Source organism: Polymorphospora sp. NPDC050346 (assembly GCF_040655695.1).
Classification (GTDB): Bacteria; Actinomycetota; Actinomycetes; order Mycobacteriales; family Micromonosporaceae; genus Polymorphospora; species Polymorphospora lycopeni.
The window spans coordinates 163,795-189,865 of the sequence record NZ_JBFAKM010000011.1 but is presented as its reverse complement, the minus strand read 5'-3'; the positions used below and the strand labels follow the sequence as shown (position 1 = coordinate 189,865).

At 73.3% G+C, this 26,071-nt stretch carries 24 protein-coding genes; 18 read left to right on the top strand and 6 right to left on the bottom strand.

What is annotated here, in order from left to right:
• Positions 1–9: 9 nt before the first annotated feature.
• The 14 genes from AB0I42_RS14405 to AB0I42_RS14340 are packed head-to-tail and all read left to right on the top strand — an operon-like array spanning position 10 to position 12,862.
• The gene (locus AB0I42_RS14405) at positions 10–897 is read left to right on the top strand and encodes a MaoC/PaaZ C-terminal domain-containing protein (protein ID WP_357537446.1); all 888 of its coding nucleotides are present in this window, start codon (positions 10–12) and stop codon (positions 895–897) included.
• Positions 894–1,685: an enoyl-CoA hydratase-related protein gene (locus tag AB0I42_RS14400; RefSeq protein ID WP_357537444.1), complete on the top strand. Its 792-nt coding sequence runs from the start codon at positions 894–896 to the stop codon at positions 1,683–1,685. Before AB0I42_RS14405 ends, AB0I42_RS14400 begins: the two co-directional genes overlap by 4 nt.
• A complete protein-coding gene (locus AB0I42_RS14395; protein WP_357537442.1) occupies positions 1,686–2,477 on the top strand; it encodes an enoyl-CoA hydratase-related protein in 792 nt (263 codons plus the stop codon).
• Positions 2,474–3,670 (top strand): CoA transferase, encoded by a 1,197-nt coding sequence (locus tag AB0I42_RS14390; protein WP_357537440.1) that lies wholly within the window; start codon positions 2,474–2,476, stop codon positions 3,668–3,670. The genes AB0I42_RS14395 and AB0I42_RS14390 overlap by 4 nt, the downstream gene beginning before the upstream one ends.
• Positions 3,667–5,040 (top strand): OB-fold domain-containing protein, encoded by a 1,374-nt coding sequence (locus tag AB0I42_RS14385; RefSeq protein WP_357537439.1) that lies wholly within the window; start codon positions 3,667–3,669, stop codon positions 5,038–5,040. Before AB0I42_RS14390 ends, AB0I42_RS14385 begins: the two co-directional genes overlap by 4 nt.
• Positions 5,033–6,217, top strand: a complete 1,185-nt coding sequence (locus AB0I42_RS14380) for an acetyl-CoA acetyltransferase (protein WP_357537437.1) — start codon at positions 5,033–5,035, stop codon at positions 6,215–6,217. The genes AB0I42_RS14385 and AB0I42_RS14380 overlap by 8 nt, the downstream gene beginning before the upstream one ends.
• Positions 6,214–7,113 (top strand): SDR family NAD(P)-dependent oxidoreductase, encoded by a 900-nt coding sequence (locus AB0I42_RS14375; RefSeq protein WP_357537435.1) that lies wholly within the window; start codon positions 6,214–6,216, stop codon positions 7,111–7,113. The genes AB0I42_RS14380 and AB0I42_RS14375 overlap by 4 nt, the downstream gene beginning before the upstream one ends.
• Positions 7,113–8,303: a thiolase gene (locus AB0I42_RS14370; protein WP_357537433.1), complete on the top strand. Its 1,191-nt coding sequence runs from the start codon at positions 7,113–7,115 to the stop codon at positions 8,301–8,303. The genes AB0I42_RS14375 and AB0I42_RS14370 overlap by 1 nt, the downstream gene beginning before the upstream one ends.
• Positions 8,300–8,833 carry an OB-fold domain-containing protein gene (locus tag AB0I42_RS14365; protein ID WP_357537431.1) on the top strand — a complete coding sequence of 178 codons (534 nt, stop codon included), beginning with the start codon at positions 8,300–8,302 and terminating at the stop codon, positions 8,831–8,833. Before AB0I42_RS14370 ends, AB0I42_RS14365 begins: the two co-directional genes overlap by 4 nt.
• On the top strand, positions 8,826–9,698 hold the full coding sequence (locus AB0I42_RS14360; RefSeq protein WP_357537429.1) for a MaoC family dehydratase N-terminal domain-containing protein: 873 nt from the start codon (positions 8,826–8,828) through the stop codon (positions 9,696–9,698). Before AB0I42_RS14365 ends, AB0I42_RS14360 begins: the two co-directional genes overlap by 8 nt.
• A complete protein-coding gene (locus tag AB0I42_RS14355) occupies positions 9,698–10,840 on the top strand; it encodes an acyl-CoA dehydrogenase family protein (protein WP_357537427.1) in 1,143 nt (380 codons plus the stop codon). The genes AB0I42_RS14360 and AB0I42_RS14355 overlap by 1 nt, the downstream gene beginning before the upstream one ends.
• A 13-nt stretch (positions 10,841–10,853) precedes the next feature.
• Entirely contained in the window at positions 10,854–11,831 is a 978-nt protein-coding gene (locus AB0I42_RS14350; RefSeq protein ID WP_357537425.1) for a hypothetical protein, read from the top strand.
• A gap of 13 nt (positions 11,832–11,844) precedes the next feature.
• Positions 11,845–12,657 (top strand): FCD domain-containing protein, encoded by an 813-nt coding sequence (locus tag AB0I42_RS14345; protein ID WP_357537424.1) that lies wholly within the window; start codon positions 11,845–11,847, stop codon positions 12,655–12,657.
• The gene (locus AB0I42_RS14340; protein WP_357537422.1) at positions 12,641–12,862 is read left to right on the top strand and encodes a hypothetical protein; all 222 of its coding nucleotides are present in this window, start codon (positions 12,641–12,643) and stop codon (positions 12,860–12,862) included. Before AB0I42_RS14345 ends, AB0I42_RS14340 begins: the two co-directional genes overlap by 17 nt.
• Before the next feature lie 3 nt (positions 12,863–12,865).
• Here the strand turns inward: AB0I42_RS14340 and AB0I42_RS14335 are convergent, their stop codons facing one another.
• Positions 12,866–16,021 (bottom strand): hypothetical protein, encoded by a 3,156-nt coding sequence (locus tag AB0I42_RS14335; RefSeq protein WP_357537420.1) that lies wholly within the window; start codon positions 16,019–16,021, stop codon positions 12,866–12,868.
• 171 nt (positions 16,022–16,192) lie between these two features.
• On the opposite strand from AB0I42_RS14335, the gene AB0I42_RS14330 reads away from it, so the two are divergent.
• Complete coding sequence (locus AB0I42_RS14330; RefSeq protein WP_357537418.1) at positions 16,193–16,516, top strand: PadR family transcriptional regulator; 324 nt, start codon at positions 16,193–16,195, stop codon at positions 16,514–16,516.
• 71 nt (positions 16,517–16,587) lie between these two features.
• Positions 16,588–17,574 (top strand): permease prefix domain 1-containing protein, encoded by a 987-nt coding sequence (locus AB0I42_RS14325; RefSeq protein WP_357537417.1) that lies wholly within the window; start codon positions 16,588–16,590, stop codon positions 17,572–17,574.
• Positions 17,575–17,625: 51 nt separating this feature from the next.
• Here AB0I42_RS14325 and AB0I42_RS14320 read toward each other — a convergent pair whose 3' ends face one another.
• The 3 genes from AB0I42_RS14320 to AB0I42_RS14310 form a co-directional block, all read right to left on the bottom strand.
• On the bottom strand, positions 17,626–19,239 hold the full coding sequence (locus AB0I42_RS14320) for a right-handed parallel beta-helix repeat-containing protein (RefSeq protein ID WP_357537415.1): 1,614 nt from the start codon (positions 19,237–19,239) through the stop codon (positions 17,626–17,628).
• A gap of 94 nt (positions 19,240–19,333) precedes the next feature.
• Positions 19,334–20,263, bottom strand: coding sequence for an LLM class F420-dependent oxidoreductase (locus tag AB0I42_RS14315; RefSeq protein ID WP_357537413.1), 930 nt, complete (start codon positions 20,261–20,263; stop codon positions 19,334–19,336).
• 59 nt (positions 20,264–20,322) lie between these two features.
• On the bottom strand, positions 20,323–20,778 hold the full coding sequence (locus tag AB0I42_RS14310) for a PRC-barrel domain containing protein (protein WP_357537411.1): 456 nt from the start codon (positions 20,776–20,778) through the stop codon (positions 20,323–20,325).
• A gap of 296 nt (positions 20,779–21,074) precedes the next feature.
• On the opposite strand from AB0I42_RS14310, the gene AB0I42_RS14305 reads away from it, so the two are divergent.
• The gene (locus AB0I42_RS14305; protein ID WP_357537410.1) at positions 21,075–22,301 is read left to right on the top strand and encodes a HEAT repeat domain-containing protein; all 1,227 of its coding nucleotides are present in this window, start codon (positions 21,075–21,077) and stop codon (positions 22,299–22,301) included.
• 161 nt (positions 22,302–22,462) lie between these two features.
• Here the strand turns inward: AB0I42_RS14305 and AB0I42_RS14300 are convergent, their stop codons facing one another.
• On the bottom strand, positions 22,463–23,503 hold the full coding sequence (locus AB0I42_RS14300) for a hypothetical protein (protein ID WP_357537408.1): 1,041 nt from the start codon (positions 23,501–23,503) through the stop codon (positions 22,463–22,465).
• A 252-nt stretch (positions 23,504–23,755) separates the two neighbouring features.
• Positions 23,756–24,409 carry a hypothetical protein gene (locus AB0I42_RS14295; protein WP_357537406.1) on the bottom strand — a complete coding sequence of 218 codons (654 nt, stop codon included), beginning with the start codon at positions 24,407–24,409 and terminating at the stop codon, positions 23,756–23,758.
• 206 nt (positions 24,410–24,615) lie between these two features.
• On the opposite strand from AB0I42_RS14295, the gene AB0I42_RS14290 reads away from it, so the two are divergent.
• The gene (locus AB0I42_RS14290; protein WP_357537404.1) at positions 24,616–25,959 is read left to right on the top strand and encodes an FAD-dependent monooxygenase; all 1,344 of its coding nucleotides are present in this window, start codon (positions 24,616–24,618) and stop codon (positions 25,957–25,959) included.
• The last annotated feature ends 112 nt before the right edge of the window (positions 25,960–26,071 follow it).

The following is a 26,071-nucleotide window of genomic DNA, read 5'->3' as shown; positions in this document are numbered from 1 at the left end:
GGGATGACCATGACCATCGACCTCGACACGCTCCTGGGCTGGCAGTTCCCGGTCATCGAGCAGTCGTACGACGAACGTGACGCGATCCTCTACGCGCTCGGCGTCGGGCTCGGCACGGACCCGACCGACGAACGGCAGCTGCGCTTCCTCTACGAGGAGGGCATGGTCGCCTTCCCGACCCTGGCCCTGGTGCTCGGCCACCCCGGTCCCTGGTACAGCGACCCGGCCACCGGCATCGACTGGATCCGGGTCGTGCACGGCGAACAGGACCTGCGCATCCACCAGCCGCTGCGGCCCCGTGACGACATCGTCTGCCACACCCGGGTCACCGACGTGATCGACAAGGGCCCCGGGCGGCCCGCCCTGGTCTACTGGGAACGCCGGGTGAGCCGCCGGGAGACCGGCGAGCCGCTGTGCACGCTCTCCTCCACCCTGGTCTGCCGCAACGACGGCGGGTTCGGTGGCCCGTCCGGACCGGCCCGGCCACGTGCCGCCGTGCCCGACCGGCCGGCCACCACCTGGTGCGACCTGCCGACCTCGCCGCGCGCCGGGTTGATCTACCGGCTCAGCGGCGACCGCAACCCGCTGCACGTCGACCCCAGGGTGGCCCGGGAGGCCGGCTTCGAACGGCCGATCCTGCACGGGCTGTGCACGCTCGGCGTGGCCGCGCACGCGATCCTGCGCAGCGTCCTGGACTACCGGTCCGAGCGTCTGGTCGGGCTCTCCGGGCGGTTCTCCGCGCCGATGCTGCCCGGTGAGACGGTCCGCACCCACCTGTGGCTCGAAGGCGACGACATCGCCTTCCGCTGCGTCAGCCTGGACCGGGACCTGACCGTGATCGACGGCGGCCTGGCCACCCTGGCCGGCGCCGCCGAGACCGTCGGGGCGGCGGCATGACCGGCTACCGGCATCTGCACTACACCGTCGCCGACGGGATCGCCCGGATCCGCCTCGACCGGCCGGACCGGCTCAACGCGCTCACCTCGGTGATGGCCGACGTCGAACTGCCCGAGCTGTGCCGGCGGGCCAGCGCCGACCCGGCGGTGCGGGTGGTGGTGCTCACCGGTACGGGCCGCGGCTTCTGCTCCGGCGCCGACCTCGGCGAACGCATCGACGCGGTCACCACCGGCGCCGACCCGACCCGGCTCCAGCAGCCGCTGGGCAGCTTCGTCCGGGCGGTGTGGGACATCCCCAAGCCGGTCGTCGCCGCGGTGAACGGGGTGGCCGCCGGCGGCGGCATGTCGCTGGCGACCGCCGCCGACTTCCGCGTCGTCGCCGAGTCGGCCCGGTTCGAGCCGGCGTTCGTACGGCGGGGACTGATGCCCGACGGCGGGCTGACGTACACGCTGCCGGCGCTCGTCGGCCGGTCCCGGGCGCTGGAGATCCTGATGTTCGGCACCCGGGTCGACGCGGCGCGGGCGGTGGAGATCGGGCTGGCCGACCGGGTGGTCCCCGACGACCGGCTCGACGAGGCGGTGACGGAGTTCGCCGGCCGGCTCGCCGCCGGCCCCGCGCTGGCGCTGTCGTTCACCAAACGCGCCGTGCAGCGGGCCGACGGCGGCGACCTGGCCGGGGCGCTGGAGTTCGAGAGCTGGGGGCAGCGGGTCTGCCTCGGCTCGCGGGACTTCGCCGAGGGCCGGGCCGCGTTCGCCGAACACCGCACACCCGTCTTCGAGGGGCACTGAATGACGTACACCGACATCCTGGTCGGCCACGACGGCGGTACGACCACGATCACGATCAACCGTCCGGAGGTGCTCAACGCCCTACGGATGGAGACCATCGAGGAACTGACCGACGCGTTCACCCGCGCCGACGCGGACCCGACCGTGGGTGTGGTGGTGCTGCGCGGTGCCGGCGAGCGGGCCTTCTGCGTCGGCGGCGACCAGAAGGTGATGGTGTCGGCCCTGGACCGGGCCGGCTGGCTGCGGCTGGCCGGCAGCCTGCGGGACCTGTTCGCCGCGGTCCGCCGCTGCGGCAAGCCGGTCATCGCCGCCGTGCAGGGCTGGTGCATCGGCGGCGGCCACGAACTGCACTGCTTCTGCGACCTGACGATCGCCTCCGCGTCGGCCCGGTTCGGGCAGGTCGGGGCCCGCGTCGGCGGCGCACCGATCTTCAACACGAGGCTGCTGCCGCGGCTGGTGGGGGAGAAGCGGGCCCGGGAGATCCTGTTCCTCTGCGACACCTACACCGCCGACCAGGCCCGGGAGATCGGCCTGGTCAACAAGGTGGTGCCGGACGACCAGTTGGACGCCGCCGTCGACGCGATGTGCCGGGACCTGCTCGCCAAGAGCCCGACCGTGCTGCGGGCGCTGAAACTCGGCGTCAACGTCGACGACGTCCTCTCCGACGCGTACCTGCCGCTGATGGTCGACTCCCTCGCCGGGTTCTTCGGCTCGCCCGAACAGCGCGAGGCGACCACCGCGTACGCCCAGAAACGGCAACCCGACTTCTCGCCCTACCGGAGTGCACCGTGACGACGACAGATCGCCCGCTCGACGGGGTCCGGGTACTTTCCTTCGAGCACGCCTGGGCCGCGCCCTACGGCACCATGATGCTCGCCGACATGGGCGCCGACGTGGTGAAGGTCGAACCGCCCGGCGTCGGCGACCACGTCCGCGCCTGGACCCGCAACGACCTGCGGGGGCTGAGCCCGCACTTCCTCGCCGTCAACCGCAACAAGCGGTCGGTCGTGCTGGACCTGAAGACCCCCGACGGGCTGGCCACCGCCCGCGGTCTGGCCGCCCGCGCCGACGTGGTCGTGGAGAACTTCTCCCCGGGCAGCCTGGACCGGCTCGGGCTGGACTACGCGACGCTGAGCGAGGCCGACCCGGCCCTGGTCTACTGCTCGGTCAGCGGCTTCGGCACGTCGGGGCCGTACCGCGACCGGCGGGCGTACGACCTGCTGATCCAGGCCGAGGGCGGACTGATGTCGGTCACCGGGGAGGGGCCCGACCAGCTCGCCAAGGTCGGCGTACCGGTGGTCGACATCATGGCCGCGATGGTGGCCGCGTTCTCCGTGGTCTGCGCCCTTCGCGACCGCGAACGGCACGGCCGGGGCCGGCACATCGACGTCGCCATGCTCGACGTCGCCGCCTCGGTGATGGCGTTCAACGTGTTCAGCCACGGCATATCCGGTGTGGTGCCGCAGCCGCTGGGCACCGCGCACCCGCTGCTCGCCCCGTACGAGATCTATCCGACCCGGACCGGGCCGGTCGCGATCGCGATCCTCACCGAGGCGCACTGGGCCGTGTTCTGCACCCTGCTCGGCCGGCCGGACCTGCGCGACCAGGCCGAGTTCGCCACCGCGCCGATGCGGGTGGAGAACCGCGACCGGCTCAACGAACAGCTCCGGCCGATCCTCGCCGACCGGGACCAGGGCGAACTGGTCGACACCCTGGCCCGGCACGGGCTGGCCTGCGCGCGGGTCAACGACGTACCGGCGCTGGTGGAACATCCGCAACTCGCGCACCGGAACTTCTTCTCCTCCTGGGAGCTGGCCGGACGACAGATGGTGGCGCCCGGCGCCCCGTGGCGGGCCGTCGCCGAAGCCGAGGGCGGCACGCCGGTGGCTCCGGCCGCCGACCGGTTGCCGGCCGAACGCCCCGGCCAGGACACCGACGCGGTGCTGCGGGACTGGCTGGCCCCGGCGGCGGAGGCGACGGCGTGAACGCCGGGATCGTGGCCTACGCGGCCTACCTGCCCCGGCACCGGCTGACCGCGTCCGACGTCGCGGCGGCCCGCACCGGCACCCCCGGCGGCCGGGGCGAGCGGCGGGTGGCGGCCTTCGACGAGGACGCGCTGACCATGGCCGTCGAGGCGGGCCGCCTGGTGCGCCGGCTCGGCGGCACACCCGCCTCGGTCGTCGTCAGCACCACCAACCCGCCGTACGCGGGCAAGAACAACGCCAGCGCCGCGCACGCCGCGCTCGCCCTGCCCGACGACGTACCCGCGTACGACCTCGGCGGCTCCTACCGGTCGGTCCTCGGGCTGCTCGGCACGGCCGCGCCCGGCACCCTGCTGCTGGCCGCCGACGTCACCGTCGGCCGCCCCGGCGGCACCGACGAACTGGACCGTGGCGACGCCGCCGCGGCGGTGCTCCTCGGCCCGGCCGAACAGGCCGCGGTACGGGTGGTCGAGCGGGCCACGGTCACCGAGGAGTTCCTGGACCACTGGCGGGCACCGGGCACGCCGTTCGCCAACCAGTGGGAGGAGCGGTTCGCCGTCGAGCGCTACCTGCCGCTGCTGGACCGGGTCCTGGCCCGGCTCACCACCGCCTCGGTCGACCACGTGGTGATCTCCTCGCCCGGGCCCCGGACGGCCCGTACGGCGGCGAAGCGGCTCGCCCCGTACGGCCCGGTCCGCGACCTGGCCGGGGTCGGGCACGCCGGCGCCGCCGATCCGCTGGTCCGCCTGGCCGGCACCCTCGACCGGGCCGAACCGGGGCAGACGATCCTGCTGCTCGTCCTGGCCGACGGCTGCGACGCCCTCGTGCTGCGCTGCACCGACCGGCTTCCCGCCGCCCGGGCCACCCCGACGGTCGACCGGCAGCTCGCGGCGGCCCGCCCCGTCCGCTACCTCGACTACCTGGCCTGGCGAGGGCTGCTGGACCGCGCCGGTCCGCGCCGGCCCGACCCGGCGGTCGCCAGCGGCCCGGCGAGCGCCCGCAACAGCCGCTGGAAGTTCGGCCTGGCCGCGTCGCGGTGCGGCTCCTGCGACGCGGTCCAGGCCCCGCCGCAGCGGGTCTGCGTGCGCTGCGGCGCGGTGGACGGCGCCACCCCGGTGCCGCTCAGCGAGGCCGGCGCGTCGATTCGCACCTTCAGCGTCGACCGGCTCGCGTTCAGCCTGAACCCGCCGGTGGTCGCCACCGTCGTCGACTTCGACGACGGCGGCCGGCTGGAGATGGAACTGGCCGACCCGGACCCCGACCGGCTGCGGGTGGGGGGCCGGGTGCGGATGGTGTTCCGGCGCCGGCACGCGAGCGGCGGGGTGCACAACTACGCCTGGAAGGCGAGCCTGGAGGAGGAGACCGGTGACTAGCAGAGGTTTGCGGGACCGGGTCGCGATCGTCGGCATGGGCTGCACCCGCTTCGGCGAGCGGTGGGAGTCGTCCGCCGGCGACCTGCTGGTCGACGCGGCAACCGAGTGCCTGGCCTCGGCCGGGATCACCGGCCCCGACGTCGACGCGTACTGGCTCGGCACGATGGACTCCGGCTACGCCGGGCTCACCCTGTCGACCGCGCTCAAGACCGACTACCGGCCGGTGACCCGGGTGGAGAACCTGTGCGCCACCGGCTCGGAGGCGTTCCGTAACGCCTGCTACGCCGTCGCGTCCGGGGCGTACGACGTGGTGATGGCCGTCGGCGTGGAGAAGCTGAAGGACTCCGGCTTCTCCGGCCTGGTCCGCCGGGACCCGCCCGACGACGGTTCGGCGGTGGAGAGTTCGGCGCCGGCCGCCTTCTCCTACCTCGTTCCGGCCTACGCCGACGCGTACGGCGTCGACGACGCCACCATGCGCGACGTGCTCACCCACATCGCGGTGAAGAACCACGCCAACGGGGCGCTGAACCCCAGGGCCCAGTTCCGGACGCCGGTGTCGGCCGAGACGGTCAACCGGGCCCCGCTGGTCGCCGGCGCCCTCGGCGTCTACGACTGCTCCGGGGTCGCCGACGGCGCCGCCGCCGCGCTGATCGTCCGCGCCGAGGACGCCCACCGCTACACCGACCGGCCGCTGTACGTCAAGGCACTCGCCGTGGCCAGCGGCCGGGGCGACGGGGCGCTCGACGACCGGGTCTCCTTCACCAGCTTCCCCGAGGTGGTGCGCTGCGCGCAGGACGCGTACCGGCAGGCCGGCGTCACCGACCCGCGCAACCAGATCTCGCTGGCCGAGGTGCACGACTGCTTCACCCCGACCGAACTGGTCCTGATGGAGGACCTGGGCTTCTCCGAACGCGGGCAGGCGTGGCGGGACGTGCTGGACGGCGCGTTCGACCGCACCGGCCGGCTGCCGGTCAACGTCGACGGCGGGCTCAAGGCGTTCGGGCACCCGGTCGGGGCCAGCGGGCTGCGGATGCTGCTGGAGTGCTGGCTGCAGATGCGCGGCGAGGCGGGCCGGCGGCAACTCGACAACCCGACCCTCGGCCTGACCCACAACCTCGGCGGGCGGCCCGGAAAGTGTGTGTCCTTCATCGGCATCGTAGGGAGTGAACTGTCGTGAGCGAGACCCGACGGGTGGCGGTGGTGACCGGGGCCGGCGGTGGCATCGGCGCCGAGATCGCCAAGGCACTGGCGGCGGCCGGCTTCGCGGTCGTGGTCAACGACATCGGCGCCGACCTGGCCGGCACCACCTCGGACGCGGCCCCGGCGAACACGGTGATCGACGAGATCACGGCGGCCGGCGGCACGGCGGTGGCGAGCTTCGCCGACGTCGGCGACTTCGACCAGGCGGCGGGCATCATCGACACCGCCGTCGACGAGTTCGGCCGGATCGACGTCCTGATCAACGCGGCCGGCATCGTCCGGGACCGGATGATCTTCAACCTGGCCGAGGACGAGTGGGACGCGGTGATCCGGGTCCACCTGAAGGGCACCTTCAACACCACCCACCACGCCTCGCGCTGGTGGCGGCAGCACCGCGGCGGCGACTACCGGCTGCTCAACCTCATCTCCGGGGCCGGCCTCTTCGGCGCCCCCGGCCAGCCCAACTACGCGGCGGCCAAGATGGGCATCCTCGGCCTCACGCTGTCGTGCGGCAACGCGCTCAAGCGCTACGGCGTCACCTCGATCGCGGTGTCGCCGGGCGCGGCGACCCGGATGACCGAGGCGGTGCCCGGCGACCGGGCCGCGCAGGTCGGCATCCGGCACGACGACGAGATGGCACCGGCCAACGTGGCGCCCGGCGTGGTCTACCTGGCGCAGCCGGACCGGGCCTGGCTCAACGGGCAGACCGTCGGCATCCGCGGCTACCGGCTGATCCTCTACACCGGCCACGAGGTGAGCCGCGAGATCGTCGGCACCCGCCCGTGGAGCGTCGCCGAGGCCGGCGAGGCGATGGAACGCGTCTTCCGGCCCGCCCTGGAACGCCGGGGCATCTTCGACACGCAGGTCGCCTGATGGCCCGCGGAGCCGCCGTCGTCGGAATCTACGAGCACCCCGACCGGCTCAGCCCGTCGGCCAGCGCCATGCAGTTGCAGGCGATCGCGGCGGCTGCGGCGCTGCGCGACGCCGGGCTGAAACCATCCGATGTGGACGGACTGTTCAGCGCCCTGGACGGCGGCCTGACCAGCCGCCTGGCCATGGCCGAATACCTGGGGCTGGCACCGACGGTCGTCGACACCACCATGGTCGGCGGCGCCTCGTTCGAGTTCCACGTCGCACACGCCCGCAGCGCCATCCTGGCCGGCAAGTGCGAGGTCGCGCTGATCACGTACGGCGCGACCAACCGCAGCGCGGCCGTACGGATCGGCACCGGCGCCCCGCCGAGCTACGGCGACGACAACCCCGGCGAGAACATGGAGGCGCCGTGGGGGGCCACCCTCATCGCCAACTACGCCATGGTCGCCACCCGGCACATGCACGAGTACGGCACCACGCCGGCCCAGCTCGCCGAGATCGCCGTCGCCACCCGGCACCACGCCGTACGCAACCCGGACGCGGTCGCCGCGATGAAGGCACTCGGCTTCCGGCACACCGGCCCGCTGACCGTCGACGACGTGCTCGCCTCCCCGGTGGTCGCCGACCCGCTGCGCAAGCTGGAGTGCTGCATGGTCTCCGACGGCGCGGGAGCGGTCGTGCTCGCCTCCGACCGGGTGGCGGAGGCGACCCGCAAACCGCCGGTCTGGGTGCTCGGCAGCGGCGAGGCGGTCAAGTACACCACCAACGGCGGCGACATCTGCCGCACCGCCGCCGCCCGGTCCGGGCCGATCGCGTTCGCCGAGGCGGGCGTGACCCCCGCCGACATCGACGTGGCGATGATCTACGACTCGTTCACCGTCACCGTGCTGACGGTCCTGGAGGACCTCGGCTTCTGCGCCAAGGGCGAGGGCGGCGCCTACGTCGAGGGCGGCCGGCTGCGGTTCGACCGGCCCGGCGGCCCGGCGCTGAACACCGACGGGGGCGGCCTCTACTCCAACCACCCCGGCATGCGCGGGCTGTTCCTGCTGATCGAGGCGACCCGGCAGATGCGCGGCGAATCCACCGCCCAGGTTCCCGGCGCCCGGCTCGCCGTCGCCCACGGCAACGGCGGCATGCTCGGCAGCCGGCACGCCGGCGGCACCGTGATCCTCGGAAGTGAGCGGCCATGAGCGACCGGACGACCCCCACCGATCCACCGTCCTTCGCGGCCGGGCTGCTGCCGGCGGTCCTCGACCGGGACACCGCGCCGTTCTGGGCGGCGGCCCGGCTGCGGCGGCTGACATACCAGACCTGCGACGCGTGCGCCGCCGTGGTCTTCTTCCCGCGCCGGCACTGCCCCGGCTGCCTGTCGGCGGCGCTGACCTGGCACGACTCCGCCGGGCTGGGCGAGGTCTACACCTACTCGGTGGTCCGCAACAGCCGCGATCCGCGCTTCGCCGACCGGGTGCCGTACTGCGTCGCCTGGATCGACCTCGACGAGGGCTTCCGGATGATGTCCAATGTGGTCGAGGTCGACCCGGACGCGATCACCGTCGGGCTGCGGGTCAGGGTCGACTGGCGGGCCTCCGGCGACTGGCTGCTCCCGGTCTTCGTCCCCGCCGACCCGGCGGGCGCGACGGCCCCGGCCGTCCCCGCGAACCCGGCGGTCCGGGCGGACCCGGCCGATCCGGCACCGGCGGTTGGGCCCGGCGATGACTGACCCCACGACCCGGCCCCTGGGCACCCTCACCCTGCCGGTCGACCGGATCAAGGTCCGCGAGCTGGCCCGGGCACTGCGCGCCGACCCCGAGACCGTCCCGCCGACGTTCACCGTCGTCGCCGCGCACCACACGCCGGCCGGCGGCTCGCCGAACGAGCTGATCATCGCGGCGGCGGGCCTGGACCAGCCGCGGGTGCTGCTCGGCGAGCTGTCCTGGACCTACCGGCGCCCGCTCCGGACCGGGGAGACCCTGACCGGGACGGTACGGCTGGACGACCGCACCGTCCGACGGGGCCGGCGGGGCGGGGAGATGGTCCTGGCCACCGGCACCACGATCTGGTGCGACGAGGCCGGTGCCGAGGTGCAGCGCGGCCGGGTGGTCCTGATCCAGCCGGAGGCGCCGGCGACCGGTGGCAGCACCGTCACCCGGCCGGCCGCGGCCGGCCCGCTGCCGGAGGCCGAACCGACCGCCGACGGGCCGCCGGCAGCCGCCGACCCGGACACGCTCCGGCTGTCCCGGACCGACATCGTGCGCTACGCCGGTGCCGCCGGCGACTTCAATCCCGTGCACCACGACGAGGGCCACGCCGTCCGGCTCGGGTTTCCGGGGGTCTTCGCGATGGGCCTGCTGCCCGGCGGGATCCTCGCCGCCGAGGCGGCCCGGGTCCTGCACCCCCGGCAGCTGGCCGCCGTGGCGATCCGGTTCACCGGCCAGACCTGGCCCGACGTGACGTACCGGCGGCACCGTGACCCGCTGCCGGCCACCGACGACCGGGGCGGGGGAATCGAGCTGGGCCTGACCGGACCGGCCGGCGAACAGACCGTACGGGTACGCGCGTACCCCGGACAGCAGGGCGGTGCGTGATGGACTTCGCCTACTCGACCGACCAGGAGGCGTGGCGGGAGGTGGTCGCCGCCTTCCTCGACGACCGCGCCCCGCTGGCGAAGACCCGGGTACGCGCCGAGCGGGGCGACGGCCCCGACACCGACCTGTGGCGCCGGATGGCCGACCTCGGGCTGCACGGCCTCCACGTACCGGAACACAACGGCGGCCAGGGCTTCGGCGTGGAGGAACTGGCGATCGTGCAGGAGGAGATGGGCGCCCGGCTGGTCGGCACCCCCTACGTCGCCTCCACCGTGCTGGCCGCCACCCTGCTCGCCGCGCTCGCCGACGCCGAGCCGGCGGCGGCCGACCTGCTCGCCCGGGTCGCCACCGGGGACCTGACCGGCACCGTCGCGCTGTGGGGGCCGGGCACCGGATGGGTCGACGACGGCCCCGGCGTCCGCGCCGCCCCGGCCGGCGCCGGATCGGTCACCCTGACCGGAACCAGGACGCTCGTGCCGTACGGCGCGGACGCGGACCTGCTCCTGGTCACGGCCCGGCACGACGACCGCCCGGCGCTGGTCGCCGTGACCGGTGCCGCCGCCGGGCTGGACCGGCGGACCGTCAAGGGGCTGGACCTGACCACCCGGTACGCCACGGTCACCTTCGCCGGCACCCCCGGCGTCCTGCTCGCCGAGGGGGAGGCGGCCCGGGCTGCCCTGGACCGCCTGGCCGACCACGCGTACGCGCTGCTCGCCGCCGAGATGGTCGGCGGTGCCCGGGCCTGCCTGGAGAACGCGGTGGAGTACGCCGGGCAGCGGCACCAGTTCGGCCGGCCGATCGGCTCGTTCCAGGCGGTCAAGCACCTCTGCGCCGACATGCTCGCCGAACTCGAACTGGCCCGCTCGGCGGTGCTGTTCGCCGTCTGGGCCGTCCAGACCGGCGACCCCCGGGCGGCGTCGGCCGCCAGCACGGCCAAGGCCCTGGCCGGCGACGCCTACCTGTTCATCGCCGATGCCGCCCTGCACATCCACGGCGGCATGGGCTTCACCTGGGAACACGACTCGCACCTCTACCTGCGCCGGGCGCGGGCGGCCAGCCTGCTGTTCGGCGACGCCGGCCACCACCGCGAGCGGTTCCTCCGGCACGCCGGCTTCGGTCCCGACCCTGTCCCCGCTCCGTGACGAAAGGAACGCCATGAGCATCCTCACCCCGACCCAGCTCACCGCCGAACTCGAGGGCCAGTACTACAGCCCGAAGATGCAGTGGTGGTGCGCCCACGCCGACCTCGTCGACTCCGACGGCGTGTCCTGGTCGTTCTACTTCTGGCCGGCGCTGGGTTCCCTCGACGAGGCGTGGATCGCCACCCTGTACGTCGGCGACGAGGTGGTCGACCTCACGTCGCTGCACCTGCCGGTCGGCACCCTGAAGGCGTCCCGCGACGGCGTCGACGTCGCCTTCGGCGACCAGTACATCCGGGGTACGTATCCGGACTACGAAATCCATGTCGAAGGCGTCCACAATGGTGAGCGGGTATCGTTGACCCTGCGGATGTCGGCCCGGATGCCGGCGTTCGAGGCGCTGCCGAACCTGCGCGGCATCACCTGGCACTACGTGCCCCAGTTCAGCACCACCGGCACGGTGACCCGGGGCGACCGGGCCCGCGAGGTGACCGGCTCGGGCTACCTGGAGCGCCGGCGCGGCCGGTTCTGGGCGCCGGGGGTGGCCCGGGGCATCTGGGAGAGCATCCCGGCGGCCTCCACCGGAGGTCTCAGCGTTCCGCTGTTCTACAAGGTGTGGCGCGACGACGGCACGGTCCAGCTGGAGACGCTGACCTTCACGGTGGACGGTAAGGACCTGGTCGATTTTGGAGACGTCGAAGTGGACATCCTGGAGACCGCGAAGCTGCCCGGCTTCGAGGACATCGACCACCCGATGCGGTTCCGGCTGCGGGCCGAGGGCGACGGCGGCCGGGCCGAACTGGAGGTGATCCGGTCGCCGCACCGGCTTATGATGCGAGACTATTTCGTCGACCCCGACCGCGACGCCAAGTTCACCGGGTTCTATGGTCCGGGCGAGACCCGCGGGACGATCGAGTACGCGGGCGAAAAATACGCGGTCCAGAGCAGGAGCTTCGGAAGTGCTCTCTTCTTCACCCGCCGCAGTGCCTCCTGAGCGGCGCGCATCGGTGGCGCCCGGCCCGCACCGCGGGCCGGACGCCGGCGTACGCCTCAAGCGTGACCGGCGCCCGCCCAAGGCGTCGGTCATGCTCGCGGCCGACATCCGGGCGCACATCCTCGGGCACGCGCTGCCGGCGGGCAGTGTCCTGCCGTCCGAGGCACAGCTGGTCAGCGACAGCGGGCTGGGGCGGGCGACGGTGCGCGAGGCGCTGCGGCTGCTGGAGGCCGAGGGCCTGATCGCGATCAAGCGCGGGCCGCAGGGCGGGGTGACGGTGCAACGGCCCGACCTGTCCCGGCTCAGCCGGTCGCTGGCACCGTTCCTCACTCTCTCCGAGGCGCCGCTGCGGGACCTGTTCGTCTTCCGCAAGGCGGTGGAGCCGACGGCGGCGTCGCTCGCGGCGGTCCATGCCACCGACGAGCAGCGGGATCGGTTGCTGCGGCTGGCCGACCACGATCCGCACTCCGGCTACTCCAACGAGATCGCGTTCCACGAGCTGGTCGCCGAGTCGGCCGGTAACGAGCTGATGCGGGTGCTGCTGCTGGTGCCGTACGACCTGCTGCGGCTGCACCTGGACGTCGAGGACATCACGGCCGACGACGTCGGGGAGGCCAACGCGGCGCACAAGGCGATCGCCACCTTCATCGCCGACGGCGACCAGCAGCGGGCCGGCCGGGCGATGCTCAAGCACGTGGAGAGCTTCGAGGAGATGATGCAGCGGCACAACCGGCTGGACCAGCCGATCGTGCCCCGGGAACGCTGGCTGCGGGAGTGGCGGACGGCCAGCGGCGGCCTCGGTGACGGCGGTGACCTGGGCGACTGACACCGGCGCCCACGACCACCGGGCCGGCGAGCGGACCACCGCCCGCCGGCCCGTCCGTGTCGGCGCCCCCGACCGGTCCGCCGTGGCGCCGGCCGGCCGGGCGGGTCGGTCGCGCAAAGAGGGACCGGCCACCGCGGGAGGAGGATCCACGGTGGCCGGTCCGGACGGCCCCCGCCCGGACCGGCGGGGGCCGTACCTGTGGTGATGCCTATCGGCGGGTGGGCTTGTCGCTGGTCACGTGCCCGGTGAGCCGCCCGACCACGTTCAGGTGGACCTGGCCCTCCTCGATCTCGGGCAGGCCCTCGGCGTACACGCCGTTCGCGAGGTACGTCGACTGCCGCTGGTATTCCTCGGCGAGCGCGTCGGTCCGCAGGTAGCCCTGCGTCGCGATGCAGTTGCCGACCGGGTCACCGGCCAGCGTCGCGGGCAGCGGCCCGGTGGGGCACTCCTTGCCGTACTGGGGGATGTATTCCGGCTTCGGGTCGATCCAGGGCGTGCACGGCACCCCGCCGTCGGGGCACCGGTCGTACTTCCTGAGCGCGCCCAGGAACGTGGACAGCAGGTGGTCCGACCCGGTGGTTCCGAGCAGGAACTTGCCCGGCAGGTGCTCCTCACCGAAGAGCAGCCCGTTCAGCCGGTCGTTGGTGCGCAGCGCCTTAGGGAACCCGGCCTCGGTGTACGCCTGAAGGAGCATCAGCCGCTCGTTGAGCTTGTCGGCCGCCTTGGCCAGGTCGCTGGTCGGGTTGCCGAGGGCGGTCACCACGTTCTGGTAGTAGACCTTCTGCTTGCCGTGTAGCAGGCCGACGACCGAGAGCCAGGTCGCGTCCTGGGCGCCGGACACGGTGGCGAGCCGGGTGCTCCGCTCCACCTGGGGCTTCATGGTCGACCACTTGTTGTAGACCATCTGGTTCGGTTCGACCTTGCTGTGGTGGCCGGTCCGGTTGTTGGTGAACTCGACCTTGCCGGCGGGGCCGGTGTACTGCACGGTCCGGACGTCCCTCCAGGCCGCTCCCGGCCACCGGTCCTTGGTCCGTACCCGGATCGTCAGGTCGATGTCGGCGGTGAAACCCGTCTCCATCTGCGTCTCGTACCAGTCGTGGTTGAGGTACGAGGCGTCGTAGCAGGCGGTCAGGATCGGGCGGTCCTCCTCCGGCAGCATGCTGTACGCGGTGTGGTAGGCGTGCGGCAGCCCGTTGAGCAGGGCGCCGTCCGGGGTCGACACCCGGGGGCCGGTTCCCGAACAAGGCAGCACCGTCGGAAGGGCCTCGGTCGTGATCCGGGCCGGCGGTGCCTGGTCGCCCGGACCGAACGGGTCGACCTTGTTGTCGCCGGCGGCGACCCGCAGTGCGGCCAGCTCCCGGCTGACCCCGTCGAGCGCGGTCCGGTACTCCTTGATGAGGTTGGTGTACAGCTCGTTGGTCTTGCCGTCCTGCGGGTTGCTGAACGACCGGACCACACCCGTGATCTCGGTGCCCCGGCCGCTGAGCGCCGCGAGCTGGTTCCTGACGTCGGGGGTGGTCCGGCTGAACTCCTCGCTCTGGTGTGCCATGCCGTTGAACGCCCGGGCCGCGGACAGCCACATTCCGGCGTTCGGTACGCCCTGGTGGACGGTGTCCACCCGGGGGAGGGGGAGCCCCGGTGCCCACCCTTTGCCGCGGGCCAGATCCGCCAGCAGGTAGAGCGATCCGTGGGTGGAGTAGTTCAGCAGCGTGTTGCGCAGGTTCGCGGCGGCCGGCCCCGACTCGAGCTGGGTCAGGGTGAGCGGGGACATGCGGGCGTTGTTCTCGCCGTAGTAGTAGAACGTCGTCAGGGCGTCCCAGTACTTTTCGTATTGCAGCTCCCGCCCGGTCCTCTGTTCGTAGCGCAGGTTCTGCACGCCCGTGACGCCGAAATCCTGCAGGATGACCTGGCTCAGCGCGAGGTGGGTCGAGTTGGCGGCCGCGTCCATCTTCGCGTCCAGCGACAGCAGGGTGTTCTGGATGTCGGTGAGCTGTCGGCGGATCTCTTCGATGTCGCCCTGCATCCGGCCGAGCTGCGTCACGATGTCCTCGTGGATGGCGACCAGCGCCTTCTCGATCCGGTCGAACCGCACGTTCATCTCGGTTCGCAGCTCGGTGATGTCCTGCCGGACCCGGGCGACCTCCTCGAGGATGAGCGTCGTCGGGTCCGGACCGGGGAGGAACACCTCGGTCAGCGACATCACCGCGCCGAGGATGTTGCCGGTCAGGGCCATGGTGCTCAGTGACGTCAGCGCCCCGACGACGCTCTTGCCCACGATCTTGGGAAGGTACTCGCTGATCGCGGTGGCGATCGTCACGCCGGCCTTGCCGACCGCGGAGACCTTCTTGCCGATGGCCTTGTCCTTGAACCCGATGAGATGGGCCAGGGCCTCGATGCCCTTGCCGAGATCGTCGATGACCGCCTTGCGTTCCTTGGCCGCGTCCAGGGCGAGGGCGAGTTCCCGCTTGGCCCGCTCCTCGTCGGTGGGGGCGGTCGGCGGGTTCTTCGCCGCCTCCGCGGCCGCCTTCTTGGTGGCGTCGTCGGTCGCGGCCTCCAGGGCGTCGAGTCGCTTCTTGAGCTGGGCGTTGGCCCGGGCCTCGTACTCGACCGGGTTGTTCCGGGCCGATTCGAGTTCGGCGAGGTCGAGGCCGGGCACCTTGGCGGCCAGCGTCTCGACGTCGTCGTCGACGGCCACTCCGGCGGCCGCGCCGATCCGCGCGTCCCAGGCGTCCCCGAGGGCGCCGTCGGTCCGGCCGGCCCGGGCGGTCTCGATGAAGACCCGGTTCTGCTCTTCGTAGAGGTGCGTCAGGTAGGCGTAGTTCTGGTACGAGCCGCTCACCTGGTGCCGCTGGATGGGCTCGGCGTCGAGGCCGGCGCCCCAGGTGCTGGCCACCACCTTTGAGACCTGCGGGGTGGCGATCTTGGCCATGGCCGGTACGGCGAGCACCGCGTCGACGCCGTTGACCATGAAGCCGTAGCTCGATCCGATGGTGGCGATGCGGTCGTGCCGTGCGGTGACCGCGGCGTCGAGTTGGTCGATCAGCGCCGTGATCTGCTCGGCGGTGGCCTCCGGGTTCGCCGCTCGCCAGTCGAGTACCGCCGCCGACACCACCATGCGCCGGACGCTGGTCGGGTCACCGCCGTGGTTGCTGAGCTGGACCGCGAAGAGCTTGTCGCGCAGGCCGGCCTCGTCCCAGGTGACGGTGGAGCCGTGGGCGACGGAGGCGCTGCCGGTGACGAGGGCGGTGACGATGGCGCCGGTGGTGACGGCCCGCTGCCACCACCGGCGCCGTGAGGCTCTGGTCGGTGGCCGCAGGTCCGGCGGATCGTGTGCGGCGGTGCCGGCGGATACGGGTGTTGCCACGCGGGTTCCCCAATCTTTCGACGGATCACGCTGGATCCGGATCGGCTCAGGGTGCCGCCCCGCACTGGAAACCCGGTTAAAAGTCACTGGTACGGATGATCACGATGTCCTTCCAGCAACCAATACATCAGCCTGTTGCAATGGTGTGTGTCGCACAGTATGGTGTTTGGCATGGACGAAGTAACGGCCGGGCACCTGCAAGAGCTGCGACGCGGCACCGTCGTGCTCGCCTGCCTGGTGCTCCTCGAAACCCCCGGCTACGGCTACGGCCTGCTCGAACGCCTCAACGAGGCCGGGTTCGCCGTCGACGCCAACACCCTCTACCCGTTGCTGCGCCGGCTCGAGAAGCAGGGCCTGCTCACCAGCCTGTGGAACACCGACGAACCCCGTCCCCGCAAGTACTACCGGGTCAGCGACGACGGCCGCCGCGTCGCCGAGACACTGCGCGCCGACTGGGACGCCCTGCGCGCCTCGATCGACGCCCTGCAGGTATGACGCCACAACACCCGACCCGACCGCCGCGCGGCCGCGCGACCCGCGACCACACCCCGCCGAAGAGGATCGTCATGACCGACACCAACACCCTCACCGACCGATACATCGCGGCCGCGCTGCACTCCGTGCCGACCGCCGAGCGCGACGACCTCGAGCGCGAGCTGCGCGCGTCCATCGCCGACGCCGTCGACGGACGCGTCGAGGCCGGCGAGACCCCGCCGGCCGCCGAGCGCGCGACCCTCGAAGACCTCGGCGATCCCGCCCACCTCGCCGCCCGCTACCTCGACCGGCCCACCTTCCTGCTCGGGCCCGCCTACTACTTCACCTGGCTGCGCCTGCTCAAGACGCTCCTGCTGATCGTGCTGCCGATCGGCGCGATCGCCGCCGTCGCCGTCGACCTGCTCGACGGGATGCCGCCGCAGCGGATCGTCGGCACGGTCGTCACGTCGGTGCTCGCCATCGGCGTGCACCTGACCTTCTGGACCACGCTCGTCTTCGTCGTCCTCGAACGCAGCGGCGCGAAGAACGCCCGGCCGGCCGGTGCCAAGGGCGTCCCGTCCTGGTCGCTGGACATGCTGCCGGACGTCGCCCGGCGTACGACCGGCGTCGCCGAACTCGTCGTCATGATCGTCGGCACCGTCCTGTTCGCCTTCGTCGTCATCTGGCAGCAGCAGGTCGGCTTCGTCCGCGACGACGCCGGTGACCCGGTGCCGTTCCTGCGGCCGGAGCTGTGGGGCTTCTGGATCCCGGCGCTGTTCGTCCTGCTGGCCGTGTCCGTCGCCCTCGCCGTCGCCCGCTACCGGGCCGGCCGCCCGAGCGGGACGCTCGTGCTCGCCAGCGCCGCGCTCAACGTGGTCGGCTGGACGGCCGCCCTGGTCCTGCTGCTCCGCGGCGAACTCGTCGACACCCGGTTCTTCGACCGGCTCGACGTCACCGCGGCGACCGGCGACTGGAACGTGGTCTACCAGGTCACCGCCGTCATCATCGCGGCCACGGTGCTCTGGACGATCGTCGACGACGTGGTGAAGTGGCGCCGCGCGGCGCGCGACGCCGGCTGACCCGGGCACCCGCGACGGCCGGCCGCACCACGCGGCCGGCCGCCGTCGCGTTCAGCCGTGGGGCCCGTCCCCGGGCGGGTCGTCCGCGCGCGTCGGCGCGACGGAGTTGCCGGTGAGGTCGTTGTCCCACATCCGGCCGGCCGACCGGGTGCCGGCCCCGGTCATCCACAGGCCGTGCGTCTGGGTGGCGTGCGCCGGGTCGTCCCAGATCCGGTTCCGGCTGACCGTCGACCGCACCAGCGGCGCGGCGACGGCGATGCCGGCCCGGACCGTCGGCGGGTCGGGCAGCCGGTACGCCGTACCGGCCGCCGGCACGGAGCCGTGCCACCCGTGGCGGGCCCCGTGCGGCCGGGCCAGGACGAGCGTCGTCGCCGAGTTGGCGGCGACGAACGCGGTCACCGAACCGGCGGTCACCGTCTTGCCCCGGTGGCCGTCGACCGGCCAGTGGGCCGCCGTGTCGGTCAGCGACGCCGGCCCGTACGTCACCGTCGTCCCCGAGCCGGCACCGGCCGGCGCGGTCTGCATCCCGTTGTGGCGTATCCGGTTGTTCGTCACCACCGCGTCGGTGAGCGCGCAGTCGAACCGGATCCCGTCCAGGCCGTTGGCCCAGATGTCGTTGCCGTCGATGACGATGCCGCCCGCCGGCCCGATCGAGCCCGGCAGGTCGTGCTCGCGGTAGCCGTGCCGGCCGTTGCCGCTGATCCGGTTGCCGCGCACCGTGTACGGGCCGGGCGTGTTGCCGATGCTCACCCCGTCGAGGGTGTTGCCGTCGATGAGACAGTCGCTGACGATCCCGCCTCGGCCGCCGACGCCGACGGTGCCCTCCCCGGAGACGTCGAATCCGGCCTCCGCGTTGCCGACCAGGGTGCAGCCGGAGAGCAGCAGCCCGTCGGCGCCCCAGTCGGAGATGCCGAACCGGTTGCCCTCGGCGTGGCAGCCCGACACGTGGATGCCGCGCGGCCGGTCCCAGGCCGCGTCCTGGAGCTCGAAGAAGATGCCGCTCTGGCCGTTGCCGACGGTGGTGCAGTTGGTGATCGTCAACCGCTCGACGTCACCCCAACCGCCGATCCCGACACCGATGCCCGCGCCACCCTTCTCGTGGTGGATGTCGAGCCGGCCGCAGTCGATCGCGATCACCCCGTCGATCACGCAGTCCTGGAGGAAGTCGCAGCCGAGCCCGGTCGCCGCCGTGCCGTGGATGTAGAGGTCACGGAAGCGGCCGCGCAGCACGTACTGCAACCCCAGGCCCTTGGCCTGTACGTCGTACTCGGGCAGCTCCACACCGGTGCCGTCGATCTCGAAACCGGCGAACGTGCAGTCGACGATCGGGTTGCCACGCCCGGCGCCGTGCCACAGCGTGGTGAAGAACGCCAGCGGCGTCGGATCGCCGCGGTTGCCGGGATTGGCCAGCACGAACCGGGTCAGCCCGATCCCGGCGCCGATCAGCGACACGCCGCTTCGCCACACCGTGCCGGCGTCGCGGATCGAATAGACCCCCGGCGGGCAGCGCAGCACCCGCGGCCGCCCGTCGGCGGCGTACCCGGCGCCCAGCTCGTCCACGGCGCGCGCGAACGCGGGCTGGTCGTTGGTGACCCCGTCACCGGTCAGCCCCCGCTCGTGGGCGTCGTACGTCAGCGGAACGTCGATCGTGCGCCCTCCCGTCACCCGTCGCCAGCCAGCGGCGACCCGGGGAGTTCCCGGCGACCCGGGACGCACACCTGCGGGGTGCCGGCGACCCGCGCCGGCACCCCGGGCGCCGTCACAACTGCGGCGCCACCTCGGCGGCGACCAGCTCGATGTGGGCCAGGTCGTCGAGGTCCAGCACCTGCAGGTAGACCCGCTCGGTGCCGACCTCGGCATACCGGCCGATCTTCTCCACGATCTCGGCCGGCGAGCCGGCCAGCCCGTTGGCGCGCAACTCGTCCGGTTCCCGGCCGATCGCCGCGGCGCGCCGGTTCACCTCCTCGTCCGTACGCCCGCAGCACAGCACCAGCGCGTTCGACAGCCGCAGGCTGCCCGGATCGCGGCCGCCCTCGGCGCAGGCGGCCCGGACCCGCTCGAACCGCGTCCGGGTGTCGTCGATCCCGGCGAACGGCACGTTGAACTCGTCGGCGTACCGGGCGGTCAACTGCGGGGTGCGCTTCGCGCCGTGGCCGCCGAGCAGCACCGGCGGGCGCGGCGACTGCGCCGGCTTCGGCAGGGCGGGGGAGTCGGACAGCTGGTAGTACTTGCCGCTGAAGTCGAACGTGTGCCCGACCGGCGTGTCCCACAGCCCGGTGATGATCGCGAGCTGCTCCTCCAGCCGGTCGAACCGCTCCCGGAGGGGCGGGAACGGGATGCCGTACGCGGTGTGCTCGGTCTCGAACCACCCGCTGCCGATCCCGAACTCGACCCGGCCACCGCTCATCTGGTCGACCTGCGCGACCGCGATCGCCAGCGGCCCCGGCAGCCGGAACGTCGCCGCGGTCATCAGCGTCCCGAGCCGGATCCGGCTGGTGTCGCGGGCCAGCCCGGCGAGCGTCACCCAGGCGTCGGTCGGGCCGGGCAGGCCGTCGGCGTCGCCCATCATCATGTAGTGGTCGGAGCGGAAGAAGGCGCCGTACCCGGCGTCCTCGGCGAGCCGGGCGACGGCGAGCAGTTGGTCGTAGGAGGCACCCTGCTGAGGTTCGGTGAAGATCCGCAGTTCCATGGGGCGAGCATACGAACCGGGCCGGGACGCCGCCCCGCACGCGCCGTAACGGTGACGGGTCACCCTCCGCCGACCGGCCCACCGTCACGGTAACTCGCCGTGTAGTAGTCGCCGACCTGCTTGCGGAAGTCGACGGCCTTACCGGTGTCGGGGTCGAACTGGGGGGCCTCCTTCACCTGGTCCCTGGTCCGGTCGAGGTACACGGTCCGGTTCAGGTGGTCGACGTGGGTCACGGTGCCGACCGGGAGCATCACCCGCCGGCCGAAGATCCACGGCCCGGTGTCGACGATCAGGTGCCCGGTGTCCGGCGGTGCCTCCTCGACCGAACCGATGCCGCCGTCGGTCGCCTCCACCTCGTAGCCGACCAGGTCGACCTCGGTTCCCGGCCCGCCCTCGTCGGTCTCCGCCTCACGGCGCTGCTCGGTCGGCCCCTCGTCCGCCGCCGCGCCGCGGTAGCCGCCGGCGAGGATGGCCTGGTCGCGCCACAGCCACGGATCGAAGATGAACGGCTGCATGGTCGCCTCCGGATCGGCTCGTCGTTCCCCGCGTCCTACCCGCCCGCCGCCCCGATCATGCCGGCCGGGTGCGTCCGGACCGGTCCGACACCGCCCGCCGGCCCGGTCTCGCACCGTGCTGCTCGCCCGGTCCGGCGCCGCGATGCTCGACCTGGTCCGGTGCCGCGACACCCGACCGGACCCGCCGCCACGCCGCTTCGCCGGGAACCCGTCGCCACGCCGTGGCCCCTGACCCGTCGGCGGGGCGCCGGGCACTACGCTCTCGTCGGCGGATCGGCCCGACGGGGGAGGCGCGCGTGAAGGACCTGAAGGCACTCGACGAGATCGACTGGACCGGGCTCGAACACGCCTACGGCCCCGCCGGTGACGTCCCCGACCAGTTGCGGGCGCTGGCGGCCACCGATCCATCCGAAGTGGACAAGTCCCTGCACGCCCTGTACGGCAACATCTTCCACCAGGGATCGCGCTACCAGGCGACGGCGTACGCGGTGCCGTTCCTCACCGGACTCGCCGCCGACCCGGCCACCACCGGCCGGGACGAGATCCTCAGCCTGCTGGCGAGCATCGCGATCGGCTACGACGAGTCGTGGCTGCCCGACGGCCTGCCGATCCTCGAACACCGGGCCGAACTCGACCGGCTGCGCGCCACCGACCCGGAGACCGAACGGGCCAGGGTCGCCGCCTGGGTCGAGGCCGCCGCCGACGAGAGCGAACGCACCTCCCGCGAGTTCGAGGCGTCGCTGTTCGACCCGCAACTCGTCACCGCCAACCAGCAGTGGGCGGTCGACGCCTACGACGCCGTCCGCGCCGACCTGCCCCACCTGCTGCCGCTGCTCGGCGACGCCGACGCCACCGTCCGTACCGCCTGCGCCTACCTGCTCGGCTGGTTCCCCGAGGACTCCGCGACGCTGGGCCCGGCGCTGCTGGACCGGATCCGCGAGGACACCTCACCCGTGGTCCGGGGCACCGCCCTGATCGCGTACGGGCTGCTGGCCGGCCCCGCCGCCGCCGACGTGGTGGCGGCCCTGGACGACCCGGCCCCGGTCGTACGCGCCGCCGCCGCGATCGCCGCCGCCCGGCTCGGCGCGGTCGACAGCGACCGGGTGGTGGCGGTGCTGGTCGAGACGATGACCGCCGAGGCGACGACCCGCCGCAATCGGCTGCCGTTCCTCGACGGCAACCTGCCGGGCTACGCCGCGCTCGCCCTCGCCCAACCCGCGCAGCACGTCGACCGGGCCGTCGACGCGGTGCTGACCGTGCTGCCGACCACCGCGCCCTACCCGGCCGTACCGCTGGTGTCGGCGCTGCTCGGCGCCGTGTTCCCGGACGGGCGGGTGGCGCCCGGCACCCCGTTCGGCGGGTTGACCGACCGGCAGCGGCGGGCGGTCGCGGGTCTGGCCGCGGCCGACTTCGCCTGGCACGGCGGCCAGCCCGGCACCACCTACGTCAACCTGAACGAGGTGGTCCGCGCCTACGGCCTCCCCGACCAGCTCGAGGCCCTGAAGACCTACACCGCATCCTGACCCGCCCGCCGTGTGCGCTGAGCCGCCGCGCTGATCAAGGGCTAGTCGTGGCCGTCCCGGGGTGGAATGCCCGGGACATCCCCTTGATCGCGCGGGGTGGCGGTCGCGCCGGGTGGCGGTCGCGCCGGGGTGGCGATCGGGCGGGGTGGACGTGGGTGCGGTCAGGGCGTGAGGTCGTCAGCGTCGAGGGCGGACTGCTCGGTGGACCGCCATGCGTCGCGGTCGAGCGGGACGGTGCGCTCCGCCAGCCGGCGCAGCGCGGCCGTGGCGGCGTCGTGCCACTTGGCGCCGCTGTAGAGGACGTAGCCGACCAGGCCCGGAGCCGGTTCCCAGGCGATGGCCGCGTTGCCGCCCAGCAGCCCGGTGAACACCCGCGCCGGCCGGCCCGCGACCAGGCCGGCGTCCACCGTGTTCGTCACGTACATCTGGTCCTCGAGCCCGCCGCCGGTGCGCAGGCCGACGACGACCAGGCCGCTGCCGAGCGCCGCCTGCTCGTCCAGGGTGACCGTGCCGTAGCGGACCTGCCGGACGGTCGGCGACGCGTACGGCCCGGTGTGGACGACCCGGAACCCGGCCGGCGCGGTCACCACCGGCCGGCCGCCGGCGGCCGTGGTGGCCGCCGCGATCCGGGCGAGGTCCGCCTCGGGCAGGTCGCCGCGGATCCGCGCGTGCCGGTCGCCGAGCGGCCACACCAGCCAGCCGGGGCCGGCGTCGGCGTCGACCCCGCCGACCGGCACGGTCCGGGCCGGGGTCGGGGCGCGGTCGACCGGGTACGTCACGACCGCGCCGCCCCGGCCGAGCACGCCGGAGGTACGGCGGACGACCGCGGTCCACGGGCCGTCCTGCGCGTCCAGGTCGCAGCGTTCGAGGCCGTGCCCCGGCGGGGTGCCGGGGTCACCGATGGCGAGCGCGGCGACCGGGGGGCCGGCGGTGGTGGCCGGCCCGGCGAGGTCGACGGGGCACGGCACGGCCCGGGGGGTGGCCGCCGGGGCGGCGGTCCCGGGGGATGCCGTGGCCGGGCCGGGGCTCGCGGCGGCGCCCGGCGCGTCCGGGCCGGCAGCGGCCGGTGTGTCCGGGCCGGAGCCGCGCAGGCCGAGGAAGCCGGCCACGATCACCGCCGCGACCAGCGTCACGGCGATCGTGGCGAGCCAGCCCGGCGGTGTCCATCTCGGCTCCGGCGGGCCGTTCTCGATGACGTCCACCCGTCCCACCCCTCTTCCGGCTGCCGGCATTATCCCCGGAGCGGGGGCCGGCCGCATTACCGGATCCCGGCGAGCGGTGCCGGTGAACCGTTCCGGACGGGTGGTAAACAGTTTCCGCAAATGGAGTCCGCGGTCACGCACGCATTTCAATTTTCGCCTGGCCGGATCGATTTCGCCCCGGCCGAGTCGATTTTAGTCAGGCCAAGTCAATTCCATCCGGCGGCATCGCGAATGGACGGTACGGCGGATTGGTCAGCCCTGTTCCGTACGCCGTCGCCCGACCCAGATCAGCGTCGCCACCCCGGTTCCGAGCAGTGCCGTACCGGCCAGCAGGAAGGGCGTGACCCCCATTCCGGTGCCGGTGGCCGGCAGGCTCTTGGTCGACGCGCTCGGGGTCTGCTCCTGCGGTGCCTCGGTGGCCTCGGTCGCCTCGTCGGCCCAGGGGTCGCCCTCCCACTGCGACTCCTCCGCCCAGGGGTCCGCCTCCCCGGGGGTGGGCCGGTCCTCCTCGACGGCCGGCGTCGGCTGGTCGGGCTGGTTGGGATCGGGTGGCGTGATGACGATGCCGGCGACCGACGAACTGGTCGCGGAGTGGTCGGGGTGCACCTCGAGGGCGTCGAAGCGCCAGGTGCCGGGCGGGATCGGGTTCATGAAGGTGCAGGCCCACTCGCTGCTGGCGGGCACCAGCACCGAGCAGCCGAAGACCTGGTCGCTGGCCTGCTTGGCGTAGACGGTGACGGTGCTTCCGGGCGTGGCGCGGCCGCTGACCTCCGGGTGCTCGACGGCGCGCGTGGAGCCCGAGGGGGGATAGTTGATTTCCGCCCAGGCGGGGCCGGAAAAGGCGATCGCGCCGGTGGCGACGGCAGCGCCTATTGTGATCCGCAGGGTTGATCGAGAACCATTCATCAGTGCCTCCTTGGCCGGGCCGCTTCGTTTCGGACATTACTTCCGGAAGGGTCTGGATTTCGGAGAAGGAATTGACTCGCGCGGGACATACAGCGGTCGACGTAGCAGGGTGACATTCCCGGCAATAGGTGTATTTCGCTACGGGGTCTGGCGGCCGGGGAACATGTTCGGTCGATCTGTGGCCCCGGCGCCCGTAGGCTCCCGCCATGACACACGCGGAGCGGGCCGTCGTGGTCGGCGCCAGCATCGCGGGCCTGCTGGCCGCCCGCGCTCTCAGTGAGACGTACGCCCACGTCACCGTCGTCGACCGTGATCCGTTGCCCGACGCCTCGGCCGCCCGCCGGGGCGTACCGCAGGGCCGGCAACTGCACGTCCTGCTCGCCCGGGGCCGGGAGGTGCTCGAGGAACTCTTCCCCGGACTGTCCGAAGAGGTCGCCGCGCTCGGCGGTGCCATGGTCGACCTCCAGGACGACGTCCACTGGTACAACGACGGGTTCCGGATGCGCCGCGCTCCGTCGCCGATGACCGCGTTCGGGGTGAGCCGTCCGCTGCTCGAACACGTCGTCCGGGCCCGGGTCCGCGCACTGTCCAATGTGACCCTGCTGCCGGACACCGAGGTGCTCGGCCCCACCGCGACGCCGGACGCCCGCCGGGTCACCGGGGTACGGGTACGGGCACGTACCGCCGACGCGGGGGAGTCCACGATCGACGCCGACCTGGTCGTCGACGCCGGCGGGCGCGGCTCCCGCACCCCGGTGTGGCTCGACCGCCTGGGCTACGCCCCCGCTCCCGAGGAGCGGGTACGGGTCGACGTCACCTACGTCACCCGCACCTACCGCCGCGAACCCGACCAGTTGGAGGGACTGCTCGGCGCGCTGACCAACGCCACCCCCGCGCTGCCACGCGGCGGGATCGTCGCCGTGCAGGAGGGGGACAGGTTCGCCGTCGCCATCTGCGGCATGCTCGGCGAGGAACCGCCGCACGACGACGAGGACCTGGTCCGCTACGCCGAGACCCTCGCCGCCCCGCAGATCGGCGCCCTGCTCCGGTCGGCGGTTCCGGCGTCCCCGCCGGTCCGGATGCGCTTTCCGGCCAGCCTGCGCCGCCGCTACGAACGGCTGCGCCGGTTTCCCGACGGCTACCTGGTCGTCGGCGACGCGCTGTGCAGCTTCAACCCGATCTACGGCCAGGGGATGACGGTCGCCGCGCTCGAGGCGCTGCTGCTGCGCGACCTGCTCGCCGCCGGCGGCACCCGGCTCGCCCGACGGTTCTTCCAGGGCGCCGCCAGGGTCGTCGACGGCCCGTGGGCGATCTCGGTCGGCACCGACCTGCGCTTCCCGGCGGTGCCCGGTCGCCGTACGCCGAAGGTGCGGTTCGTCAACGCGTACGTGGAACGGGTGCACGCCGGGGCGGTCGCCGACCCGGAACTGGGGGCGGCGTTCCTGCGGGTGCTGAACCTGATCGACCCGCCGACCCGGCTGCTCGCGCCGCGTACGGTCTGGCGGGTGCTGCGGGCCGGCCGGCGCCGCCCGCCCGTGCCGGTCGCCTGAACGTCGCCGGCCCGGACCGGCCGGGGCCTCCCCCGGGAGTGTCCGGCCGGGTGCGGGAGCCGGCGGTTGGGGCGCGGGGGCGCCGACGGGGCGGGGGCGTGCGCCGAGTGCA

Coding starts and splice junctions, on each gene's coding strand:
- AB0I42_RS14405 (WP_357537446.1), top strand. CDS start 10: ATGACCATCGACCTCGACACGCTCCTGGGCTGGCAGTTCCCGGTCATC.
- AB0I42_RS14400 (WP_357537444.1), top strand. CDS start 894: ATGACCGGCTACCGGCATCTGCACTACACCGTCGCCGACGGGATCGCC.
- AB0I42_RS14395 (WP_357537442.1), top strand. CDS start 1,686: ATGACGTACACCGACATCCTGGTCGGCCACGACGGCGGTACGACCACG.
- AB0I42_RS14370 (WP_357537433.1), top strand. CDS start 7,113: ATGGCCCGCGGAGCCGCCGTCGTCGGAATCTACGAGCACCCCGACCGG.
- AB0I42_RS14365 (WP_357537431.1), top strand. CDS start 8,300: ATGAGCGACCGGACGACCCCCACCGATCCACCGTCCTTCGCGGCCGGG.
- AB0I42_RS14360 (WP_357537429.1), top strand. CDS start 8,826: ATGACTGACCCCACGACCCGGCCCCTGGGCACCCTCACCCTGCCGGTC.
- AB0I42_RS14355 (WP_357537427.1), top strand. CDS start 9,698: ATGGACTTCGCCTACTCGACCGACCAGGAGGCGTGGCGGGAGGTGGTC.
- AB0I42_RS14350 (WP_357537425.1), top strand. CDS start 10,854: ATGAGCATCCTCACCCCGACCCAGCTCACCGCCGAACTCGAGGGCCAG.
- AB0I42_RS14330 (WP_357537418.1), top strand. CDS start 16,193: ATGGACGAAGTAACGGCCGGGCACCTGCAAGAGCTGCGACGCGGCACC.
- AB0I42_RS14325 (WP_357537417.1), top strand. CDS start 16,588: ATGACCGACACCAACACCCTCACCGACCGATACATCGCGGCCGCGCTG.
- AB0I42_RS14315 (WP_357537413.1), bottom strand. CDS start 20,263: ATGGAACTGCGGATCTTCACCGAACCTCAGCAGGGTGCCTCCTACGAC.
- AB0I42_RS14310 (WP_357537411.1), bottom strand. CDS start 20,778: ATGCAGCCGTTCATCTTCGATCCGTGGCTGTGGCGCGACCAGGCCATC.
- AB0I42_RS14295 (WP_357537406.1), bottom strand. CDS start 24,409: ATGAATGGTTCTCGATCAACCCTGCGGATCACAATAGGCGCTGCCGTC.
- AB0I42_RS14290 (WP_357537404.1), top strand. CDS start 24,616: ATGACACACGCGGAGCGGGCCGTCGTGGTCGGCGCCAGCATCGCGGGC.